Source organism: Allobosea sp. P2_B12 (assembly GCF_056404835.1).
On sequence record NZ_JBFUDG010000001.1, the window covers coordinates 224389 to 243052 of the forward strand.

Genomic DNA, 18664 nt, shown 5'->3' on the forward strand with positions numbered 1-18664 from the left:
AATCTTGAATCTGACGTTAGGGAATTAGGTAAATATTGAAGGTTGACGTGTCAGCCGCATCAAAGCCGGCGCGAGACCATCAGCGGTCCCGAGTTCGGCCGGGCGAAGGCGCCGGCGCCGACGGTGGCGGTCGGGCCGTAGCCTGCAGCCCGCGACGGGCGGTTGGCGTCGGCGGCCAGATCGCGGACGATCGATTCCGAGACGGCGCGAGCCGTCGCCAGAACGATCTGGTTGGTCTCGATCAGGGTCTGGAACGAGAGATGCGCCGCCTTCAGGCGCTTGACCTGCTCGGGCACGAAGCGCGCGAGCAGGACCGCGTTGAGCTTCACCTGCTCGACGCCGCGCATATAGATGCCGGCGAGTTCAGTCTTGCGCGGCTCGCGCTTCATCGCCTCCGGCAGGCGGCCGGCGCGGACCAGTTCGGTCTCCTCGCCGACGAGATGGGACAAAGCCGACAGCGCCTCCAGCACCGCCTCGATCAGCGCCTGGGCCTCGTGCGCGCTGGCAAGGCGCGGCCGCTCATCGAGAATGCGCCTAGGAACCGACATTCTGCACTCCGACGGTCTGGGCTGCGGCGGCGGACTGTTCCTGGACACGCAGCAGATCGCGCATGATCTGGTCGGACAGGCCGATGCCGCCGGCCTTCTGCAGCTGCTTGGCGTATTGCTGGGTCAGCTGCGACTTGTAGATGTTGCCGCCCAGCCCGTTCTCGCCGAGCGGGCCTTCGCTGCCCGGCGACGTCGCCGTCAGCTGCTGCGTGATCTGTTCGAGGAACATGGTCTCGAAATCGTCGGCCTGCTTCTTCGCCTTGGCCTTGGCCGGGTCGAGCGCGTTGGACAGGCTGCCGATCACGCTGCCGGCAGCGCCCAGGGCCAGCTTGGCGGCCGGTATCGCAAGGGTTGCACTCATCACATCACCTCGATTTCGGCCTGGAGGGCGCCGGACGCCTTGATGGCCTGGAGAATGGAGATCAGGTCGCGGGGGCCGATGCCGAGTGCATTCAGGCCGTCGACGAGTTCGGCGAGGGTCACGCTTTCCTTGACCATGGCCAGCTTGTTGCCGCCTTCGGTGTCGACCTTCACATTGCTTCGCGGCGTCACCACCGTCCGGCCGTCCGCAAGCGCGTTCGGCTGGCTGACCTGCGGCTGTTCGGTGATCGTCACCGTGAGGTTGCCCTGCGCCACCGCGACCGTGGACACCCGCACGTCCTTGCCCATGACAATGATGCCGGAGCGTTCGTCGATGACGATGCGGGCGAGCTGGTCGGGCTCGATCCGGAGCTGCTCGATATCGGTGAGCATCCGGATCATGTTGCCCTGGAAGCGCGGCGGGATCTGCAGCACGACGGTCGAGGGGTCGGTCGGCTCGGCCGCGTCGCCGCCGAGGAAATCGTTGATCGCGGATGCCATGCGGCGCGCCGTGGTGAAGTCGGGATTGCGCAGCGCCAGGCGCAGCGTCTTCAGCTTGTTCAGGGCGAACTCGATCTCGCGCTCGATCAGGCCGCCATTGGCGATGCGGCCGACGGTGGGGACGCCGCGGGTGATCTTGCTGGCGTCGCCCTCGGCCGAGAAGCCGGCGATGGCGACCGGACCCTGCGAGACCGCATAGACCTCGCCATCGGCGCCGAGCAGCGGCGTCACCAGCAGCGTGCCGCCCTGCAGCGACTTGGCGTCGCCGAGCGCCGAGACCGTGACGTCGAGCCGGGTGCCTTGCGTGGCGAAGGGCGGCAGGTTGGCCGTCACCATCACGGCGGCAACATTGGCGGTGCGCATATTGGCGCCGCGGGTGTTGACGCCGAGCCGCTCCAGCATCGCGGTGAGCGACTGCTTGGTGAAGGGGGCGTTGTTGAGGGTGTCGCCGGTGCCGTTGAGGCCGACGACGATGCCATAGCCGAGGATCTGGTTGGAACGCACGCCCTCGACCGAGGCGAGGTCCTTGATCCGCGACAGCGCCTGCGCCGGGCCGGCCGCCAGGGCGAGCCCCAGCGCGAGCAACGCGGCGAGGGGCTTCACCAGGGATGTCAGGGCGGCTTTGCGGAACATGGTCTCACCGGCTCGAGAACGGGTCGGGACGTCCCTTGCGATCCGCGTGCCAGACGGCGACAACTTGAAAGTCGTGATTTATCAGTTGTTTGGAAATCGGGCGCAGGGTCGTGATGGTCGCTTCCCGGCTGCCGATACTGCCGGGGCGGCAGTTTCTGCCGGGTGGTTTACCGTCTGTTAACCAGGCCGGCGCGAGGGTTCGCATGACCAATTACGCGAGGCGACCATGATCCGGATCGACCAGCGCGCGCCCATCTCCAACGCCGGCCCGGCAGGTTCCGCAAGGCGCGCGGGGGGCGCCGCGTTCACACTGCCCGGCAAGGAAAGCGCGACAGCTACGCGCAGCGCCGGCGTCAGCGCGGCGGGGCCGCTCGACACGCTCTTGGCCGTGCAGGCCTATGAAGAACCGCATGAGCGCAAGAAGCGCCAGGCCAAGCGCGGGCACGATCTGCTCGACGGGCTCGACCGGCTGAAGGCGGCGCTGCTGTCGGGCCGCGTTCAGATCGCAGAGCTGGAGCAGATCAAGGCCAATCTCGCGCTGCGGCGCGAAAACACCGACGATCCGCGCCTCGACGATGTGCTCGCTCATATCGAGCTGCGCGCCGCCGTCGAACTGGCGAAGCTCGGGCGGTAGGGCATCTACTTTATCGGTCGGCGTCAGCGCGCGATGCGTGCCGACGGCAGCGACTGCCGGGCGAGCCGGTCGATATCGGCGGGACGTGCCGTCTTCAACTCGGTCAGAAAGCTGCGAATCCTGTCGCTGCCATAGGCGCGGCGGCTGATGGCGAAGAGCATGACGCCCTCGCGGCCGTCGCTGCTCTTGCGTGGCACGTAGCGATAGGCATTCCACTCGACGATCTCGCCGCCCTTGGCGTCGCGCGCGCTGATCAGGAAATCCAGCAGCGCCTCGCCGGTCTGGCGGTTCTGGATGATGTCGAGCTTGACCAGCGGGTCTGTGCCCTTGCGCTGGTTCAGCAGGCGCATCTGGGCGGCAAGCGCGCTCTGGACGGTCGTGCCGCCATCGAGAACCTCGACGATCAGCATCCGGTCATAGCTGCCCGTTGCCTGCCCGGCTGGAAGATACTCTTGCTTGAAATAGGTAGGAGAAGGGCGGGTGCTCCACGCCAGCACATAGCTCGTGCCGTCGAAAGTCAGCGGGCCGGGAATGCCGAGACGATCGACCACATCAGCCGCATGGGCCGGCGCGGCGAGCCAGCCCAGCGTCGCGCCAGCGAGCGCCGCGCGCCGGGTCAGCGGGCTCGGCGTGCTTCGGTTCGGCAAGGGGCCCATCCGGCGTTCACCGGATGAACTGGTCGGCGTAATCCGCGCCCAGGCCGTTCGTGGCGTAATGCGCCCGGCACTTGTCGAGCCGGGTGAAGACGTCGTCATAGCCGAGGCATTTGCCATCGGGATCGACATAGATCATTGCGCCGTTGACCTGGAACATGGTGATCATCTCCTCGGTCTCGGGATCGACCACCAGCGTATGCGTCTCGCCCGGCGCCTCGTAGACATAGGCTCCTTCCGTCGCGACCCAGTCATGTTCGAGATAGCGCCACTGGCCCTTGAGCACATAGCCATGGACCGGCTGGGGATGGCGGTGGCGCGAGAGCACGCCGGAGCGGCGGACCCGCAGCAGGTTCATCCAGTAGCCGCGGGTGACGCTGAGGCAGAGCGGCCGGAACCAGACATTGTCGTCGACCGGCACCCAGATGCGCTCATCGGTCGGGATGACGTTGGGGACGATCAGTTCCGGCGGCGAATCCTTCGGCTGCGGGTGGCGATAGGGCGTCCAGCGTTCGGCGTCGCTCGCCGCGACGGGGATGGGGCTGGTCTTGTTCATCGCGTGTCTCCCGTTGCGTGTCGTGTGAGCCGGCCCTTGCGGACCCGATTCAGGATCATCCGGCATCACCCTGTGCCGGTTGTGTTTTCTGGTCTCCGGCTCGCCGTTCAGACGGCCAGATAGCCGCCGTCGACCGGCAGGATCGTGCCGGTGATGAAGGCCGCCGCATCCGACAACAGGAAGGCGATCGCGCCGCCGACATCGCCGGGCTCACCCCAGCGGCCCATCGGCGTGCGGGCCAGGATCGGCGCCGAGCGGGCGGCGTCCTCGACGAGCGGCCGGGTCAGCTCGGTCGCGATCCAGCCCGGCGCCACGGCGTTGACGCGGATGCCGTCGGTTGCCCAGGCGGCGGCGAGCGATTTGGTGAGCTGGCCGATCGCTCCCTTTGAGGCGGCATAGCCCGGCGCGAAAGCCGAGCCGTGGAAGGTCAGCATCGAGGCGATGTTGACGATACCGCCGCCGCCGCTGGCCGCGAGCTTGTCCTTGGCCGCCAGGCACATCCGCATCGTGCCGGAGAGGTTGACCTCGATCGTCAGGCGGAAGGCGTCGATCTCGAATTCCTTGCCGCCGCGCTGGATCATGCCGGCGCAGTTCACCAGCGCGTCGAGGCGCGGGCAGGACGCCACGATGGCCGCGACCTGATCGTCCTTGGTCACGTCGAGCTGCGCGTGGCGGATGGCCGGGTGGGGCGGCGGGCCTGCGACCTCCTCGGCGGTCAGGCCGGTGGCGAGGACGTCGTAGCCGGCCGTCGCCAAAGCGAGCGCGGCACCCTGGCCGATGCCGCGGGTGCCGCCGGTGACGAGGGCGAATTTGGGGGAGGCATTTGTCATGAGACGAGACTATCGGCCCGCCGCACGGACGGGAAGAGCGCGTCCCGGCTCCCGTCAGGGCGTCGGCAGTTGCAGCCGCAGCATGGCCGAGGCGTTGGTCTGGAAGCCGTTGCCGGACATCGGCACCTGCCGGTCGAGATTGACGTCGAGAACCGTCCGCCAGGGCATCGCGAGCGGTTGCGTCAGATCGGCGACCACCTTGACGCGGGGCGTCATGGTGGAGGAGAGGCCGTTCTCGGTCGCGAAAGCGTAATTGCCGGCAATCGCGATCTCCGTGGTCAAGGTCACGATATCGAGCGGCTGGAGCCGGTAGCCCAGCACAGCCTGCGCGTTCTGCCCGGCGCTTCCGGAGGTCTGGAGATTGCCGCCCGCAGCGGCGCTCCAGACCAGATTGCCGTCGCCAGATCGCCGGGCGACGTTCCAGTCGAAACGCGTGTCGTTGCGTTGCCAGGCGCCCTGACCGCTGACGATCGCCGTTTCGACGGAGAGCCGCTTAGCGCCGATCTTCACGCCGACGGCGCGTTCGGTGACGGATGGCAAAGGGGAGGCGGTGGGTCCGAGCCCGCGACGGATTGGCGTGGCATCGATCTCGGGGCGGGCGAGACCGTTGCGCACCGTGCGCTCGCGCGCCGCGCCGCGCTTGTCGAGGCTCGGGGCCATGAAACTCGGCGTCGCCAGGATGGGGTCGGGCGGCGGCGGGGCCTCCCAGCGCGGTATCGGCGCAAACAGCTGCGTTTCCGAGTCGTCGGCCGCGGCGATGCCGGGTGGGACCTTCCGATCGGCTTGTTGCGCGAGCGCGCCGGCCGGATCGCTCGCGGCGAGCGCGACGACAAGGCCGAGCTGTCGCGCGGATGCAGTGAGCGTGAGCGGGACGGATGAGGGCATGGCGATCGTCCCGTTGCGACGGTGGCGAGCGATGCAGGCTGGATCGGGAAGCCGACGTTTTTGAATCCGCAAGCTGACGATTTTGCGGCAGTGCAGCAAAGCCGGCACATGGGGCAGGGCCGTTGCCCAAAAGCCGCGCTTCCTTCGCAGGCCGGAACCCGCTAGGAAGCGGCCAACCGCCTTGCGGCGTCTCTCGCCGCATCCCGGAACCGTTCCAGTCTGGCCAGAAGCAGGGGTCGTTTCACATGAGCAAGATCAAGGTCGCCAATCCGGTCGTCGACATGGACGGCGACGAGATGACCCGCATCATCTGGCAGAAGATCAAGGACACGCTGATCTTCCCCTATCTCGACCTCGAGCTCGACTATTACGACCTCTCGGTCGAGAACCGCGACGCGACCGACGACCAGGTCACGATCGACGCCGCCAACGCCACCAAGAAGCATGGCGTCGCGGTGAAGTGCGCGACGATCACGCCCGATGAAGGCCGCGTGAAGGAATTCAACCTCAAGTCGATGTGGAAGTCGCCCAACGGCACGATCCGCAACATCCTCGGCGGCGTGATCTTCCGCGAGCCGATCATCTGCAAGAATGTGCCGCGCCTTGTGCCGGGCTGGACCCAGCCGATCGTCATCGGCCGCCACGCCTATGGCGACCAGTACCGCGCCACCGACTTCAAGTTCCCCGGCAAGGGCACGCTGTCGATCAAGTTCGTCGGCGAAGACGGCGCCGTGATCGAGAAGGAGGTCTTCAAGGCCCCCGACGCCGGCGTCGCCATGGCGATGTACAACCTCGACGAGTCGATCCGCGACTTCGCCCGCGCCTCGCTGAACTACGGCCTGATCCGCAAATACCCGGTCTATCTCTCGACCAAGAACACCATCCTCAAGACCTATGACGGGCGCTTCAAGGACATCTTCGAGGAAATCTATCAGGCCGAGTTCAAGGCGGAATTCGACAAGCTCGGCATCACCTATGAGCACCGGCTGATCGACGACATGGTGGCCTCGGCGATGAAGTGGTCGGGCGGCTATGTCTGGGCCTGCAAGAACTACGATGGCGACGTGCAGTCGGACACCGTCGCGCAGGGCTTCGGCTCGCTCGGCCTGATGACCTCGGTGCTGATGACGCCGGACGGCAAGACCGTCGAGGCCGAGGCCGCCCACGGCACGGTGACGCGCCATTACCGCGAGCACCAGAAGGGCAAGGAGACCTCGACGAACTCGATTGCCTCGATCTTCGCCTGGACCCGCGGTCTCTCGCATCGCGCAAAGCTCGACAACAATGCCGAGCTGGCGAAGTTCGCCTCGCTGCTGGAGAAGGTCACGGTCGATACGGTCGAGGCCGGCGACATGACCAAGGATCTCGCCCTGCTGGTCGGCCCCGAGCAGAAGTTCCTCTCGACCACCGGCTTCCTCGACAAGGTCAGCGACAACCTGCGCAAGGCGATGTCCGCCTGAGCGGGCTGAGCCCTCGCGAGACAATGAGAGCCCGGCCGGCGACGGTCGGGCTTTTTTTCATGGGCGGCGAGACTGGGCTGCGGCGAAGGACGACTTTCTCCGCACGGAGGACGAGGAAACAGGCGTCGCGGTTATGGCAGGGGCGCGGGGAACCCTCTCCCGTAGGGAGAAGGCAGGGTGAGGGGTCGGCCGTTATCCGCGTCATGCTCGGGCTTGACCCGAGTATCTCCTGCCGGAGATTCTCGGGTCTGCGCTTCGCTACGCCCGAGAATGATGGAGTTTGACTGGTCCAGGGGCCGACACCTCACCCCTGCCCCTCTCCTTACAGGAGAGGGGTTCCCCGCGCCCATGCACATGCCCGTGCCAAAAGCCCCGTCCGGCCCAGGGCCGCGGGGTTTCGCACAGACGATCCCGAAGGGGATGCGCGGAGCCGGGTGGCGCGCGGGCTTTGCCGCGTGCCGATGTCGATGAGTCGATGTCGAGATGTCGATGCGACGCCGATCTCGCGCCGCCCGGCTCCGCGCGCGGGGATTTTGGGCGGCAACGGGCCATTGCCCCTGGCTAAGGGACGCCGGCCCGGATCGCCTCCGCAAGGCCTCGCCAGCGACGGCGAGACCTCACGAAACGCGCAACTGCACCCGGCCGCACGACGCCTCGCGACAGCCCTCTTGGTCGGGCACAGCGCGGGGAGGATAGGCATGGGATGGTGGGGCGGGGATAATGGGAGGGGGACATACCCGCAGGCGTGGATGCGGGCGGAACGCACCGCGCTACCGATTTAACCAGTGAACTCGTGTCGTCGTCGTATACTCGGCACCAAAGTCCCGATGCATGGCCGTGGATGGCGGCGCAGATACCATTGAAATTCGCGCCAACAAGCAGTGAAGTACCTACACTTTGCACGCTAGGGCCGGGTTCCAATGACTGCAGCGAACGAGGCAAAACCGGCAAAACGAACCGATGACAATCTGGAGCTTGATGGGACGGATCCATTCCGGCTTGAGGGTGTCTTCGAGGACGCAAGTCAGATTTTCAAACCATACCGGGTAAGCAAAACCTCTAGCCCTGACGTAATTGTAGCTGTCGATACCAACGTCCTTTTGCTGCCTTACACCATTCGGAAGGATGGCCTCCCTAAACTCCAGAAATTCTACCAAGAACTGCGAGCGACCAACCGATTATTCCTTCCTGCCAGAGTTGCACGGGAATTTATAATTCATCGTGATAAAAAATTGGCCGAACTGTTGAAAATGATCGGCGATGTGAAATCGCGTATAAATATCGGAGAAACGAATTTGTCGCCTATTCTAAGGGGCGTCGAAGGCAGCGCAGAGATGTCTATTGCTAGCGAAGCCTTGGCAGAGGCCAAGAAGCAGTACACTGCTGCGTTAGAAAAAGTCGAGCGTCAGGTCGAATCCTGGAGTGGAGACGATCCCGTGACAAGTGTCTATGATTCGGTTTTCGATGTTGAAAATATCATTGCGCCAACTCAACCGAATGAAGAGATTCTGGCAGAGTGGAAAGTGAGACTTCGCGAGCGTATTCCGCCTGGCTATAAAGACGGCGGAAAAACTGACACTGGCATTGGCGATTTCTTGATCTGGAAGTCGCTCTTGGCCCTAGGCGCCGTTCAGAAGAAGGATATGATATTCGTTACGGGTGAGGAGAAGGCCGATTGGTTCGTTCGCGTAAATGGCCGCGGTGCGTATCCGCGGCCGGAACTCGTAGCCGAATACAGAAAGCATTCAGGCGGAAAAAACATTAGGCTGGTAGAATTTCACGATGTACTTCGTGAAATGGATGTCGCACAAGAAGTAGTAATCGAGGTAGAAAAGGCTGAGATTACGGCTAATAACGTCATCCGCGCGACTTATTGGGCGGATAATCTACGGCCTACCATAAATAGTGCTCGTGCGTCGATTAATTCTGCTGCGGTCGGCAACTTCCGATTAAGATACGGAGGCGAAGACATCACATTCGTATCGGAAGATATAATATTTAAGTTCAACGTTTCCGAGGCTGGGTTGAACGCAATGTGGGTATACCCGAACGGCCGAGATAAACTTTACTCAGTTCCAATTGGAACTTCAGGGCAGCTAGTGGATCTCAACGGGGTGACGGCCGCGAATGAGGCATTCCGAGTCTCGACTGGTCAAATGGCGTGCTATATGGATGATTCTGGAAATGCCATTGTTGTTAGGATGATTAATGCTAATGCTCCTGAGAATCCCAATTTTTACATTCTTAATTTAGCGTTTTCTGTTTCAAGATCTGGGAATTCTATAATTGCACCATGATTTATATCCCATTTCTGACGAGTTGATTTTAGTAAAATTTGGATTTAAAGCTGGCCGCTCCGTATTTGCTTTGCGCGCCGCACCGCTCTCACTCAACCACAACCCCTTGCCGCGCCATCACCCGCCCTTCCGCGAGCGGCGCGTTCATGACGTAGCGGAGTTCGTAGTCTCCGGGCGTGTCGGGCGCGTCCAGCGTCGCCTCGACATTCTCGGCCGGGAAGAAGCTCGGGCCGGGGGCATCCGCTGGTGCGTCCTTCGGGACCAGGACGACGCGGTCGCGCTCGCCATTGGGGCCGATGCCGCGCACCGGGAAACTCGCCCCGCGCCCGATGCGGGCTGGCGCGGCGAGCGTCGCCTGCGCTTCCGTCGCGACCAGCGGCTGCGTCAGCAGGATGACCGGTGTGCCCGCTTCGTCGCGCGTCAGCCGCAGTTCGTAGGTCGCGGCCACGCCGGGCACCGGGACGGTGATGGAGGGGCGGGGGCCGATGTCCTCGACCAGGATGGCGCTGGCTGCCGGGCTGCCGGGGCGCGCAATGGCAAGCCGCGCGCCCGCCGGCGCGTGGCTGACGATCACGCTCAGCATCGAGCCGGCCATGACGCGCTGCGAGGCGGAGATTGCCGGGCCTGCCGGCGGCGGCGCGGTGGGGCGGCGCGGCTGTGCCTGTGCGGATGGGGACGCCGGTATGACCGCGAATGCGACCATGGCGAGCGCGAGCAGGGCGGCTGGCTTCATGCCCGCGCCAGCGCCCGGATATGGGCGGCGAGCCTGGGGCTGCGTGCGGTCAAGGCCCGGAAATCGATCTGGTCGAGCACCAGCAGCTTGGTCGGCGCGGTCGCGACAGCCGCGCTGACGCAGGGCGAGTGGCTGGTGATCGCGACATCGTCCAGCGTCAGCGCACCGAAGAAATGGCCTTCGTCCAATGTGCTCCTCCCATCCGGCCGCGCAATCTCGACCTCGCCGCTGGCGACGAAATAGAACGCCTGCAAGGGCTCGCCCTCATGGGCCACGACCGCGCCGCTCTTGACCGTCCGGGCCCGCAGGAACTGCATGACCTCGGCGATCTCGACGGCATCGAGTTGGCCGAAAAGCGGCACGCTTGCGATCATGCTCCAGGTCACGACGAATTCGCGGCGATGGATCTCCTGCGCGAAGGCGGTCGCGACGATGCCGACCGGCAGCGCCAGCATGACGAGGCCAAGCACCGCCGTCACCGCCGCGACGACCTTGCCGGGCGCGGTGATCGGGAAGACGTCGCCATAGCCGACGGTGGTCAGGGTGATGATCGCCCACCACATCGCATCGGGAATCGTGCCGAACTTGTCGGGCTGCGCCTCGTGCTCGACGAGATGCATCACGCTGGCGGCCATCAGCATGACGCCCATCAGTACGACGAAGCAGGCGAAGAGGGCCTTGCGCTCGGCCGAGAGCGCGGCCGCGAGCGAAGCCATGCCGGGCGAATAGCGGCCGAGCTTGAAGAAGCGCAGCAGGCGCAGCAGCAGCAGCACCTTGAGCTCGCCGAGCCCGAAGAGGGCAAAGGCGAGCGGCAAGGTCGCCAGCAGATCGATGATCGCCGGCAGCGACATCGCATAGGCGAGGCGCGCGCGGGTCGGCTTGAGCGCGCGATAGCGCGCATGTTCGGGAGCGGCCCACAGGCGGGCGGCGTATTCCAGCGCAAAGATGACGAGCGAAACCGCCTCGAACGCCTGGAAGGCCGGGCCGAAACGCTGGGCCAACTGGGGGACCGATTCCAGCACGATCGCGGCGACATTGGCGCAGATCAGCAGGACGAGGCCGCTGTGAATCCAGACCGCGACCGCATCGTCGCCGGCGCCATGGTCGATCCAGAGGTGAACCCGGCGCCGCCATCCCGCGAGAGAGGAGGCGGCGCCCATCGTCTCAGCCCATCGCCGCGGCGACGGCGTCGAGCGCTTCCTGCGCTTTCGTGCCGTCCGGCCCGCCGGCCTGCGCCATATCGCGCCGCCCGCCGCCGCCCTTGCCGCCGAGTGCCTCCGACGCTGCGCGCACCAGCGCGACCGCGTCGAAGCGCTCGGTCATGTCGGGCGTGACGCCGACAACGACACCAGCCTTGCCATCCTCGGCCACGCCGACGATGACGACGACGCCGGAGCCGACGCGCGACTTGGCCTCGTCGGCCAGGCTCTTGAGGTCCTTCATCTCGACGCCGGTGACCGCGCGCGCCAGCAGCCTGGCGCCGGCAATCTCCTGGATCGGGTCTTCGGCCGCGCCGCCGCCGCCCATGGCGAGCTTCTTGCGGGCGTCGCTCAGATCGCGGTCGAGCTTGCGGCGCTCTTCGATCAGCGCGGCGAGGCGCGGGCCGGCCTCGGCTGCGGGAACCTTCAGCAGGCTGGCCAGCCCGTCGAGCAGGCGGGACTCGGCGTTGAGGCGCAAGCGGGCGCCATTGCCGGTCATCGCCTCGAGTCGGCGCACACCGGCTGCGACGGCGCTTTCGCCAACGACGCTGACAAGGCCGATATCGCCGGTGCGCCCGGCATGGGTGCCACCGCAGAGTTCGATCGAGTAGGGCTTGCCGGTCGCGTTGGTGCCCATCGCGACGACGCGAACCTCGTCGCCATATTTCTCGCCGAAGAGGGCGCGGGCGCCCGAGGCAATCGCCTCGTCGACGCTCATCAGGCGGGTGGTCACCGGCTCGTTGCGCAAGACGATCGCGTTGGCGATCTCCTCGACCTCGCGCAGTTCCTCGTCCGAGATCGGCTTGGGATGCGAGAAGTCGAAGCGCAGGCGGTCGGGCGAGACCAGCGAGCCCTTCTGCGCGACATGGTCGCCGAGGACCAGCCGCAGCGCCTCATGCAGCAGATGCGTCGCCGAATGGTTGGCGCGGATCGCGCTGCGGCGGGCATGATCGACGCGCAGTTCAACGGGCTGTCCGCGCTTGAGCTCGCCCTCCCTGACGGTGACGGCATGGGCGAAGACATCGCCGAGCTTCTTCTGGACATCGCCGATGTCGGCCAGCAAGCCGGGTCCGCGAACGCTGCCGGCATCGCCGACCTGTCCGCCGGATTCGCCGTAGAACGGCGTCTGGTTGACGATCATCAGCCCGCTCTCGCCGGCCTTCAGGCTCTCGACCTCGGCATTGTCCCGGATCAGCGCGGTGACCACGCCCTCGGCTGTCTCGGTGTCGTAGCCGAGGAACTCGGTGGCACCGAGCTTGTCGCGCAAGGGGAACCAGAGCTTCTCGGTTGCGGCCTCGCCGGTGCCGGCCCAGGCGGCGCGGGCCTTGGCCTTCTGCTGCTGCATCGCGGCGTCGAAGCCCTCGATATCGACCGAGACGCCGCGCGCGCGCAGCGCATCCTGCGTCAGGTCGAGCGGGAAGCCATAGGTGTCGTAGAGGGTGAAGGCGACGTCGCCTTTCAGGCTCTGGCCCTCGGTCAGGTCCTTGGCCGCGTCGTCGAGCAGGGTCAGGCCGCGCGCCAGCGTGGTGCGGAAACGGGTCTCTTCCAGTTGCAACGTCTCGCTGATCAGGGCCTCGGCCCGCAGCAATTCGGGATAGGCGCGGCCCATCTCGCGGGTCAGGACCGGCACCAGCCGGTGAAGCAGCGGGTCCTTGGCGCCGAGCAGCTGGGCGTGGCGCATGCCGCGGCGCATGATCCGGCGCAGCACATAGCCGCGGCCTTCATTGGAGGGCAGCACGCCATCGGCAATCAGGAAGGCCGAGCAGCGCAGATGATCGGCGATGACGCGATGGCTCGCCTTCATCGGGCCGTCCGAGGCGACGTTCGTCATCTCGGCGATGGCGCCGATCAGGGCCGCGAACAGGTCGATCGCGTAGTTGTCATGGGTGCCCTGGAGCACCGCGGCGATGCGCTCGAGGCCCATGCCGGTGTCGATCGAGGGGTGCGGCAGATCCGTGCGGATGCCGCCTGCCGCCTCTTCATACTGCATGAAGACGAGATTCCAGATCTCGATGAAGCGGTCGCCATCCTCGTCGGGGGAGCCCGGAGGGCCGCCGGGGATGTGGTCGCCATGGTCGTAGAAAATCTCGGAGCAGGGGCCGCAGGGGCCGGTGTCGCCCATGCGCCAGAAATTATCCGAAGTCGGGATGCGGATGATCTTGCTGTCGGAGAGGCCGGCGATCTTCTTCCAGAGCGCGTGCGCCTCGTCGTCCTCGGAGTAGACCGTGACCGTCAGCTTGTCCTTGGGCAGGCCGTATTCGCGCGTGACCAGGGTCCAGGCATGGCTGATCGCCTGTTCCTTGAAGTAGTCGCCGAAGGAGAAGTTGCCCAGCATCTCGAAGAAGGTGTGGTGGCGGGCGGTGTAGCCGACATTGTCGAGGTCGTTGTGCTTGCCGCCGGCGCGGACGCATTTCTGCGCGGTGGTGGCGCGCTGGTAGGGTCGCTTCTCCTGGCCGGTGAAGACGTTCTTGAACTGCACCATGCCGGAATTGGCGAACATCAGCGTCGGGTCGTTGCGCGGCACGAGCGGGCTCGACGCCACCACCTCATGGCCCTGGCCCTTGAAGTAATCGAGGAAGGTGGACCGGATTTCGTTGACGCCGCTCATCTCGATCAGGACTCTGGTGCTTATGTGTCTGGGGCCGGGATATCCGGCAGGGACACCGGTTCTAGTCAGGCCTTTTGCGCCTGTCCAGAAAGCCGGCGTCCAAGGTGCTGAGACCTAACAAAAACGGGCGGCCGTGGAAGGCCGCCCGCGTCCATATCGATGTCATTTCCATATCAGCGCGCCGTCATTCCAGGCGACCGTAGGGAGACCCGGAATCCATTCCGGAACCTCACCCGCACATGCTCCGGAATGGATCCCGGATATCCGCTCCGCTGCCTCCGGGATGACGGCGTTCTTTACTTGCCGCCGCCGTTCCGCGGGAGAGCGGTTCAGGCCTCGCCCTCGTCGAGATCGTCGGCGCTGGGCGTCGCCTCGTCGAGGATGCGCTCGGCGACCAGGCCGGAATTCTGCCGGATCGTCGCCTCGATCTTGGCGGCCATCTCGGGATTGGCCTTGAGGAAGGCCTTGGCGTTCTCGCGGCCCTGGCCGAGGCGCTGGCTGTCGAAGGAGAACCAGGCGCCGGATTTCTCGACCATGCCGGCCTTGACGCCGAGATCGACGAGTTCGCCGACCTTGGAGATGCCCTCGCCGAACATGATGTCGAACTCGACCTGCTTGAAGGGCGGGGCGACCTTGTTCTTGACGACCTTGACGCGGACCTGGTTGCCGGTGGCCTCCTCGCGGTCCTTCAGCGTCGCGACGCGGCGGATGTCGAGGCGCACCGAGGCGTAGAACTTCAGCGCATTGCCGCCGGTGGTGGTCTCGGGCGAGCCATACATCACGCCGATCTTCATGCGGATCTGGTTGATGAAGATGACCATGCAGTTCGAGCGCGAGATCGAGGCGGTCAGCTTGCGCAGCGCCTGGCTCATCAGGCGGGCCTGGAGGCCGGGCTGGACGTCGCCCATCTCGCCCTCGATTTCGGCGCGCGGCGTCAGGGCCGCGACCGAGTCGATCACGAGCACGTCGATCGCGCCGGAGCGCACCAGCGTGTCGGTGATCTCGAGCGCCTGCTCGCCGGTGTCGGGCTGCGAGATCAAGAGGTCGTCGAGATTGACGCCGAGCTTGCGGGCATAGACCGGATCGAGCGCGTGCTCGGCATCGACGAAGGCGCAGACGCCGCCCTTCTTCTGGGCCTCGGCGATGGTGTGCAGCGCCAGCGTCGTTTTGCCGGAGGATTCCGGGCCGTAGATCTCGATGACGCGGCCGCGCGGCAGGCCGCCGACGCCGAGCGCGATGTCGAGGCCGAGCGAGCCGGTCGAGATCGTCTCGATTTCGATCGCCTGCTGGTTCTTGCCCAGCCGCATGATCGAGCCCTTGCCGAAGGCGCGCTCGATCTGCGAGAGCGCTGCATCCAGCGCTTTGGCCTTGTCCATCGAGGAACCTTCCACGAGCTTGAGATTCGCCTGACTCACGACTTGCGCTCCTTATGGCAGGGGCGCGGGGACATCTCAATCCGCGCCGGTGACCAAGATTGGTCATGGTTTGTTCTCGGTAGCAAGTTCTTTTTCTGTTCTCTTTTTGGGTATGCTGACAGGAGATGTCAGGAGCGGCTGTGCCGGACGCCCGAGGGCCCTTATTGAGGCCCAGCATGCGGGTTGACGGCGACGTCCCTGGCGATGGCGCGCCGAAGCTGAACCGGGCTTATGGCGTCGGCGGCGTCTGTAGAGCGCTGCCAAGCCGTTCGAGTTCGAGCGTGTAGCAGTAGAGCGCAAACAGGATGCCGATCAGCAGCGCGCCGCGCCAGGCGATGTCGAGCGGACCGAGCGCGAGCGCCGGTGCGTGGCGCAGGAAATAGACCGAGAACAGGGCGCCGCCCCAGATGAAGCCGAGCCGGCTGGAGAAGGCCAGGAGATGGCCGAGCGCCATGTTCCGGTAGCTGTCTGGTACCGGAACATGGCGCAGGCGGTACCAGTAGCAGGCCTGGCCGAGCGCTGCCGCGGTCACGAGCTGCAGCGCGCTGCCGGGCGTGGATGCGTTGGGTGAGCCGAGGTTCTCGATCAGGATGCGGAAGGCTGTGTGGATGTTGGCGAGCATGACCGCGGCGCAGGCGGTTTGGCCGGTAAGCAGCAGGGCGTAACGGCGCAGATCGCGGCGGTTCAAACGCGTGTCAGACATGGGCGTCACCGAGGCTCGGGGCCGGCTCGATCTGCCCCCGTGACCAGACCCGATCTCATCCCATCGCCGCCTTCACGGTCTCCACGAGCTGCTTCATCGTGAAGGGTTTCGGCAGGAACTGGAAATCCTCGCCCTCGGGCAGGTTCTTGCGGAAGGCTTCCTCGGCATAGCCGGAGACGAAGACGACCTTGGTGGCGGGGTTGCGCTGGCGCAGTTCGCCGAGCAGCGTCGGCCCGTCCATCTCGGGCATCACCACGTCGGAGACGACGAGGTCGATCTTGCCGTCATGCTCCAGGAAGATGTCGAGCGCCTCGACGCCCGAGGCCGCCTCGTGGACGGTATAGCCGCGCGAGATCAGCATGCGGGCGTTGAGCGCGCGCACCGCGTCCTCGTCCTCGACCAGCAGGATGACGCCGGCGCCGGTGTGGTCGGCGGCGAGCTTCTTGGGCGCCTCCTTGATCGCGGCCTCGGCAGCAATCTCCTCTTCGCTGGGCACATGGCGCGGCAGGAAGATGCGGAAGATCGTGCCGCGTCCGACGACGGAATCGCAGAAGACGAAGCCGCCGGTCTGCTTGACGATGCCGTAGACCATGGAGAGGCCGAGGCCCGTGCCCTTGCCGACCTCCTTGGTGGTGAAGAACGGCTCGAAGATCTTGTCGAGATGCTCGGGCGCGATGCCGGTGCCCGAATCCTCGACCTCGAGCAGGACATAGTCGTCGGCGGGCAGGGCGGCGTGGCTGAAGCTGGCGCAGTCGGCATTGGCGACGTTGCGCGTGCGCACCGTCAGCTTGCCGCCGTCGGTCATGGCGTCGCGGGCATTGACCGCGAGGTTGACGATGACCTGCTCGAGCTGGCCGAGATCGGCCTTGACCGGCCAGAGGTCGCGGCCCTGGCGGACGTCGAGCGTGACCTTGTCGGCGACGACACGCTTCAGCATCAGCGAGAGGTCGGAGAGCACGTCGCCGAGCTCCAGGACCTGCGGGCGCAGGGTCTGGCGGCGCGAGAAGGCGAGCAGCTGCCGCACCAGCGCCGCGGCGCGGTAGGCGTTCTGCTTGATCTGCATGATGTCGGGGAAGGAGGGGTCGGTCGGCCGATGGCTGGCGAGCAGGAACTCCGAGGCGTTGATGATGACCTGCAGCACGTTGTTGAAGTCGTGCGCGATGCCGCCGGCGAGCTGGCCGACCGCCTGCATCTTCTGGGCCTGGTCGATATTGTCCTTGAGCTTGCGCTCGGCGGTGGTCTCCAGCGCATAGATGATGGCGCGCTCGCCGTCGCCATCCTCGGTGGCGGCGACGGGAGAGAGATAGAGCCTGGCCGAGCGGGCCTCGTCGGCGGCCAGCGTCAGGTCGAGCGGGGCGATCTCGGAGCGTCCCTCCATGGCATCGGCCAGCGCGCGGTCGAGGCCGCCGCCGGCTGCGACGAGGTCGTGGATGGTGCTGGGCTGCGGGCCGGCCTGGGTCAGGCGGGCGAAGGCGGCGTTGGAGCGCAGGATGGTGCCGGTGCGGTCGACGGTGGCGATCGCCATCGGCGTCGAGTGGAAGAAGCGCGCGAAGCGGATCTCCGCCTCGCTGCCGCCATCGGTGCCGGCTTCGCCCGGCGCCCGGTTCAGCACCAGGGTGCGCGAGGGGCCGGCGCGGCCGTCGCTGCCGAAGGCGACCTGATGGTGCAGGCGCACCGGCAGCGGCACGCCGTTACGGCGCTTCAGATCGACGTCGAGCACCTCGATGCGGACGTCGCCGGGCTGGCCCCGGATCGCCTGCACCAGGGCTGCGGCGCCGGGCGTCGCGATATCGTCGAGATGCAGACCACCGGAGCCGAAGCGGGCGAGGTCGAAGTCGAGCCAGCCCGACAGCGTCGCGTTGAGATAGGAGACCTCGCCATCGGCGTCGATCGAGACGAAGCCAGCCGGCGCATGGTCGAGATAGTCGATCGCGTGCTGGAGTTCCTGGAAGGCGTTCTCCTGGCGCTCGCGCTCGGGGGTCACGTCCGAGACCGCCCAGAGCGTCGCCTGCCGGCCGTCGCGGCGCACGGGCATGACCTTGATCCGGTACCAGCCGACGGAGCCGCGGCCGTTGAGGGCGGGCTCCAGCCGGATTTCCTCGGCGAGCCGGCGGTTGTCGCGCGCCGCGGCGGCAAGCCGGTAGATTGCCTCCGAGACCTCGGCGCGGCCGGTGAAGAGGGCGCCGACCGGGCGCAGGTCGCTGGCGCCGCGGGCCCCCGCCAACTGGAGATAGGCCTCGTTGGCGTAGACGATGCCGGTCTCGCCCTCGGTGACGACGACGCCCTCGTCGGCGCTGTCGACGATGGTCTTGGTCAGGTCGTTGCGGGCGGCGCGGCCGGAGAACTGGATCAGGCCGATCGCGAAGGCGAACAGGCCGAAGACGCCAATCACGGACAGAAGCGCGAGCAGCCCGAGGATCAGCGGCTGGGCCCATTCGTTCGCGATGAAGCCGAGCGCGACGGCGGCGCCGACGAGCAGGCCCGCGACGAGCAGGATGATGCCGATATGGCCGGGCTTGTCGGAGCGATCGATCGCCGTGGTGGTTCCGCCCATTGCGGTGTGGCCCGTCCCTTTGCCGCAGCACTGCCCCATCGGCGGCACTGCAAATATAGTCTGACGCGTGATCTGGCCCGAAAACCGGTTCCCGC

At 66.0% G+C, this 18664-nt stretch carries 16 protein-coding genes; 3 read left to right on the forward strand and 13 right to left on the reverse strand.

Going from position 1 to position 18664, the window contains the following annotated elements:
• Window positions 1-59: 59 nt before the first annotated feature.
• The 3 genes from AC1DYU_RS01105 to AC1DYU_RS01115 are packed head-to-tail and all read right to left on the reverse strand — an operon-like array spanning window position 60 to window position 2042.
• Window positions 60-548, reverse strand: a complete 489-nt coding sequence (locus tag AC1DYU_RS01105) for a hypothetical protein (RefSeq protein WP_158486497.1) — start codon at window positions 546-548, stop codon at window positions 60-62.
• Window positions 535-909 carry a rod-binding protein gene (locus tag AC1DYU_RS01110; RefSeq protein ID WP_158486496.1) on the reverse strand — a complete coding sequence of 125 codons (375 nt, stop codon included), beginning with the start codon at window positions 907-909 and terminating at the stop codon, window positions 535-537. Before AC1DYU_RS01110 ends, AC1DYU_RS01105 begins: the two co-directional genes overlap by 14 nt.
• Entirely contained in the window at window positions 909-2042 is a 1134-nt protein-coding gene (locus tag AC1DYU_RS01115) for a flagellar basal body P-ring protein FlgI (protein ID WP_476790052.1), read from the reverse strand. Before AC1DYU_RS01115 ends, AC1DYU_RS01110 begins: the two co-directional genes overlap by 1 nt.
• A 226-nt stretch (window positions 2043-2268) precedes the next feature.
• Between AC1DYU_RS01115 and AC1DYU_RS01120 the strand changes: the two genes are divergently transcribed.
• The gene (locus tag AC1DYU_RS01120; RefSeq protein WP_476790053.1) at window positions 2269-2676 is read left to right on the forward strand and encodes a flagellar assembly protein FliX; all 408 of its coding nucleotides are present in this window, start codon (window positions 2269-2271) and stop codon (window positions 2674-2676) included.
• A 23-nt stretch (window positions 2677-2699) separates the two neighbouring features.
• On the opposite strand, the gene AC1DYU_RS01125 is transcribed toward AC1DYU_RS01120, so the two are convergent.
• The 4 genes from AC1DYU_RS01125 to AC1DYU_RS01140 all read right to left on the reverse strand — a co-directional run bounded on the left by AC1DYU_RS01125 (window position 2700) and on the right by AC1DYU_RS01140 (window position 5600).
• Entirely contained in the window at window positions 2700-3323 is a 624-nt protein-coding gene (locus tag AC1DYU_RS01125; RefSeq protein WP_476790054.1) for a hypothetical protein, read from the reverse strand.
• A 16-nt stretch (window positions 3324-3339) separates the two neighbouring features.
• Window positions 3340-3885, reverse strand: coding sequence for a 2,4'-dihydroxyacetophenone dioxygenase family protein (locus AC1DYU_RS01130; RefSeq protein ID WP_108048788.1), 546 nt, complete (start codon window positions 3883-3885; stop codon window positions 3340-3342).
• Window positions 3886-3992: 107 nt separating this feature from the next.
• Window positions 3993-4715 carry an SDR family NAD(P)-dependent oxidoreductase gene (locus tag AC1DYU_RS01135; protein ID WP_476790055.1) on the reverse strand — a complete coding sequence of 241 codons (723 nt, stop codon included), beginning with the start codon at window positions 4713-4715 and terminating at the stop codon, window positions 3993-3995.
• Window positions 4716-4769: 54 nt separating this feature from the next.
• Window positions 4770-5600, reverse strand: a complete 831-nt coding sequence (locus tag AC1DYU_RS01140; protein ID WP_476790056.1) for a hypothetical protein — start codon at window positions 5598-5600, stop codon at window positions 4770-4772.
• A gap of 245 nt (window positions 5601-5845) precedes the next feature.
• Here AC1DYU_RS01140 and AC1DYU_RS01145 point away from each other — a divergent pair, with 245 nt between their 5' ends.
• Together AC1DYU_RS01145 and AC1DYU_RS01150 are read left to right on the forward strand one after the other, a co-directional pair.
• A complete protein-coding gene (locus AC1DYU_RS01145) occupies window positions 5846-7060 on the forward strand; it encodes an NADP-dependent isocitrate dehydrogenase (RefSeq protein WP_476790057.1) in 1215 nt (404 codons plus the stop codon).
• A 920-nt stretch (window positions 7061-7980) separates the two neighbouring features.
• Window positions 7981-9357: a PIN-like domain-containing protein gene (locus AC1DYU_RS01150; protein ID WP_476790058.1), complete on the forward strand. Its 1377-nt coding sequence runs from the start codon at window positions 7981-7983 to the stop codon at window positions 9355-9357.
• 88 nt (window positions 9358-9445) lie between these two features.
• Here AC1DYU_RS01150 and AC1DYU_RS01155 read toward each other — a convergent pair whose 3' ends face one another.
• The 6 genes from AC1DYU_RS01155 to cckA all read right to left on the reverse strand — a co-directional run bounded on the left by AC1DYU_RS01155 (window position 9446) and on the right by cckA (window position 18569).
• Window positions 9446-10090, reverse strand: coding sequence for a hypothetical protein (locus AC1DYU_RS01155; protein WP_476790059.1), 645 nt, complete (start codon window positions 10088-10090; stop codon window positions 9446-9448).
• Window positions 10087-11250 (reverse strand): cyclic nucleotide-gated ion channel, encoded by a 1164-nt coding sequence (locus tag AC1DYU_RS01160; protein ID WP_476790060.1) that lies wholly within the window; start codon window positions 11248-11250, stop codon window positions 10087-10089. The genes AC1DYU_RS01155 and AC1DYU_RS01160 overlap by 4 nt, the downstream gene beginning before the upstream one ends.
• A 4-nt stretch (window positions 11251-11254) precedes the next feature.
• Window positions 11255-13897: an alanine--tRNA ligase gene (alaS, locus tag AC1DYU_RS01165; RefSeq protein ID WP_476790061.1), complete on the reverse strand. Its 2643-nt coding sequence runs from the start codon at window positions 13895-13897 to the stop codon at window positions 11255-11257.
• A gap of 329 nt (window positions 13898-14226) precedes the next feature.
• Complete coding sequence (gene recA / locus AC1DYU_RS01170; RefSeq protein WP_476790062.1) at window positions 14227-15312, reverse strand: recombinase RecA; 1086 nt, start codon at window positions 15310-15312, stop codon at window positions 14227-14229.
• Window positions 15313-15541: 229 nt separating this feature from the next.
• Window positions 15542-16015: a hypothetical protein gene (locus AC1DYU_RS01175; RefSeq protein WP_158487331.1), complete on the reverse strand. Its 474-nt coding sequence runs from the start codon at window positions 16013-16015 to the stop codon at window positions 15542-15544.
• 55 nt (window positions 16016-16070) lie between these two features.
• Window positions 16071-18569: a cell cycle histidine kinase CckA gene (cckA, locus tag AC1DYU_RS01180; RefSeq protein ID WP_476790063.1), complete on the reverse strand. Its 2499-nt coding sequence runs from the start codon at window positions 18567-18569 to the stop codon at window positions 16071-16073.
• Window positions 18570-18664: the final 95 nt, after the last annotated feature.

What these genes read in the sequence shown, in the direction of transcription:
- AC1DYU_RS01105 (WP_158486497.1), bottom strand. Translation starts at nt 548, where the DNA reads ATGTCGGTTCCTAGGCGCATTCTCGATGAGCGGCCGCGCCTTGCCAGC.
- AC1DYU_RS01110 (WP_158486496.1), bottom strand. Translation starts at nt 909, where the DNA reads ATGAGTGCAACCCTTGCGATACCGGCCGCCAAGCTGGCCCTGGGCGCT.
- AC1DYU_RS01115 (WP_476790052.1), bottom strand. Translation starts at nt 2,042, where the DNA reads ATGTTCCGCAAAGCCGCCCTGACATCCCTGGTGAAGCCCCTCGCCGCG.
- AC1DYU_RS01120 (WP_476790053.1), top strand. Translation starts at nt 2,269, where the DNA reads ATGATCCGGATCGACCAGCGCGCGCCCATCTCCAACGCCGGCCCGGCA.
- AC1DYU_RS01130 (WP_108048788.1), bottom strand. Translation starts at nt 3,885, where the DNA reads ATGAACAAGACCAGCCCCATCCCCGTCGCGGCGAGCGACGCCGAACGC.
- AC1DYU_RS01135 (WP_476790055.1), bottom strand. Translation starts at nt 4,715, where the DNA reads ATGACAAATGCCTCCCCCAAATTCGCCCTCGTCACCGGCGGCACCCGC.
- AC1DYU_RS01140 (WP_476790056.1), bottom strand. Translation starts at nt 5,600, where the DNA reads ATGCCCTCATCCGTCCCGCTCACGCTCACTGCATCCGCGCGACAGCTC.
- AC1DYU_RS01145 (WP_476790057.1), top strand. Translation starts at nt 5,846, where the DNA reads ATGAGCAAGATCAAGGTCGCCAATCCGGTCGTCGACATGGACGGCGAC.
- AC1DYU_RS01150 (WP_476790058.1), top strand. Translation starts at nt 7,981, where the DNA reads ATGACTGCAGCGAACGAGGCAAAACCGGCAAAACGAACCGATGACAAT.
- AC1DYU_RS01155 (WP_476790059.1), bottom strand. Translation starts at nt 10,090, where the DNA reads ATGAAGCCAGCCGCCCTGCTCGCGCTCGCCATGGTCGCATTCGCGGTC.
- AC1DYU_RS01160 (WP_476790060.1), bottom strand. Translation starts at nt 11,250, where the DNA reads ATGGGCGCCGCCTCCTCTCTCGCGGGATGGCGGCGCCGGGTTCACCTC.
- alaS (WP_476790061.1), bottom strand. Translation starts at nt 13,897, where the DNA reads ATGAGCGGCGTCAACGAAATCCGGTCCACCTTCCTCGATTACTTCAAG.
- AC1DYU_RS01175 (WP_158487331.1), bottom strand. Translation starts at nt 16,015, where the DNA reads ATGTCTGACACGCGTTTGAACCGCCGCGATCTGCGCCGTTACGCCCTG.
- cckA (WP_476790063.1), bottom strand. Translation starts at nt 18,569, where the DNA reads ATGGGCGGAACCACCACGGCGATCGATCGCTCCGACAAGCCCGGCCAT.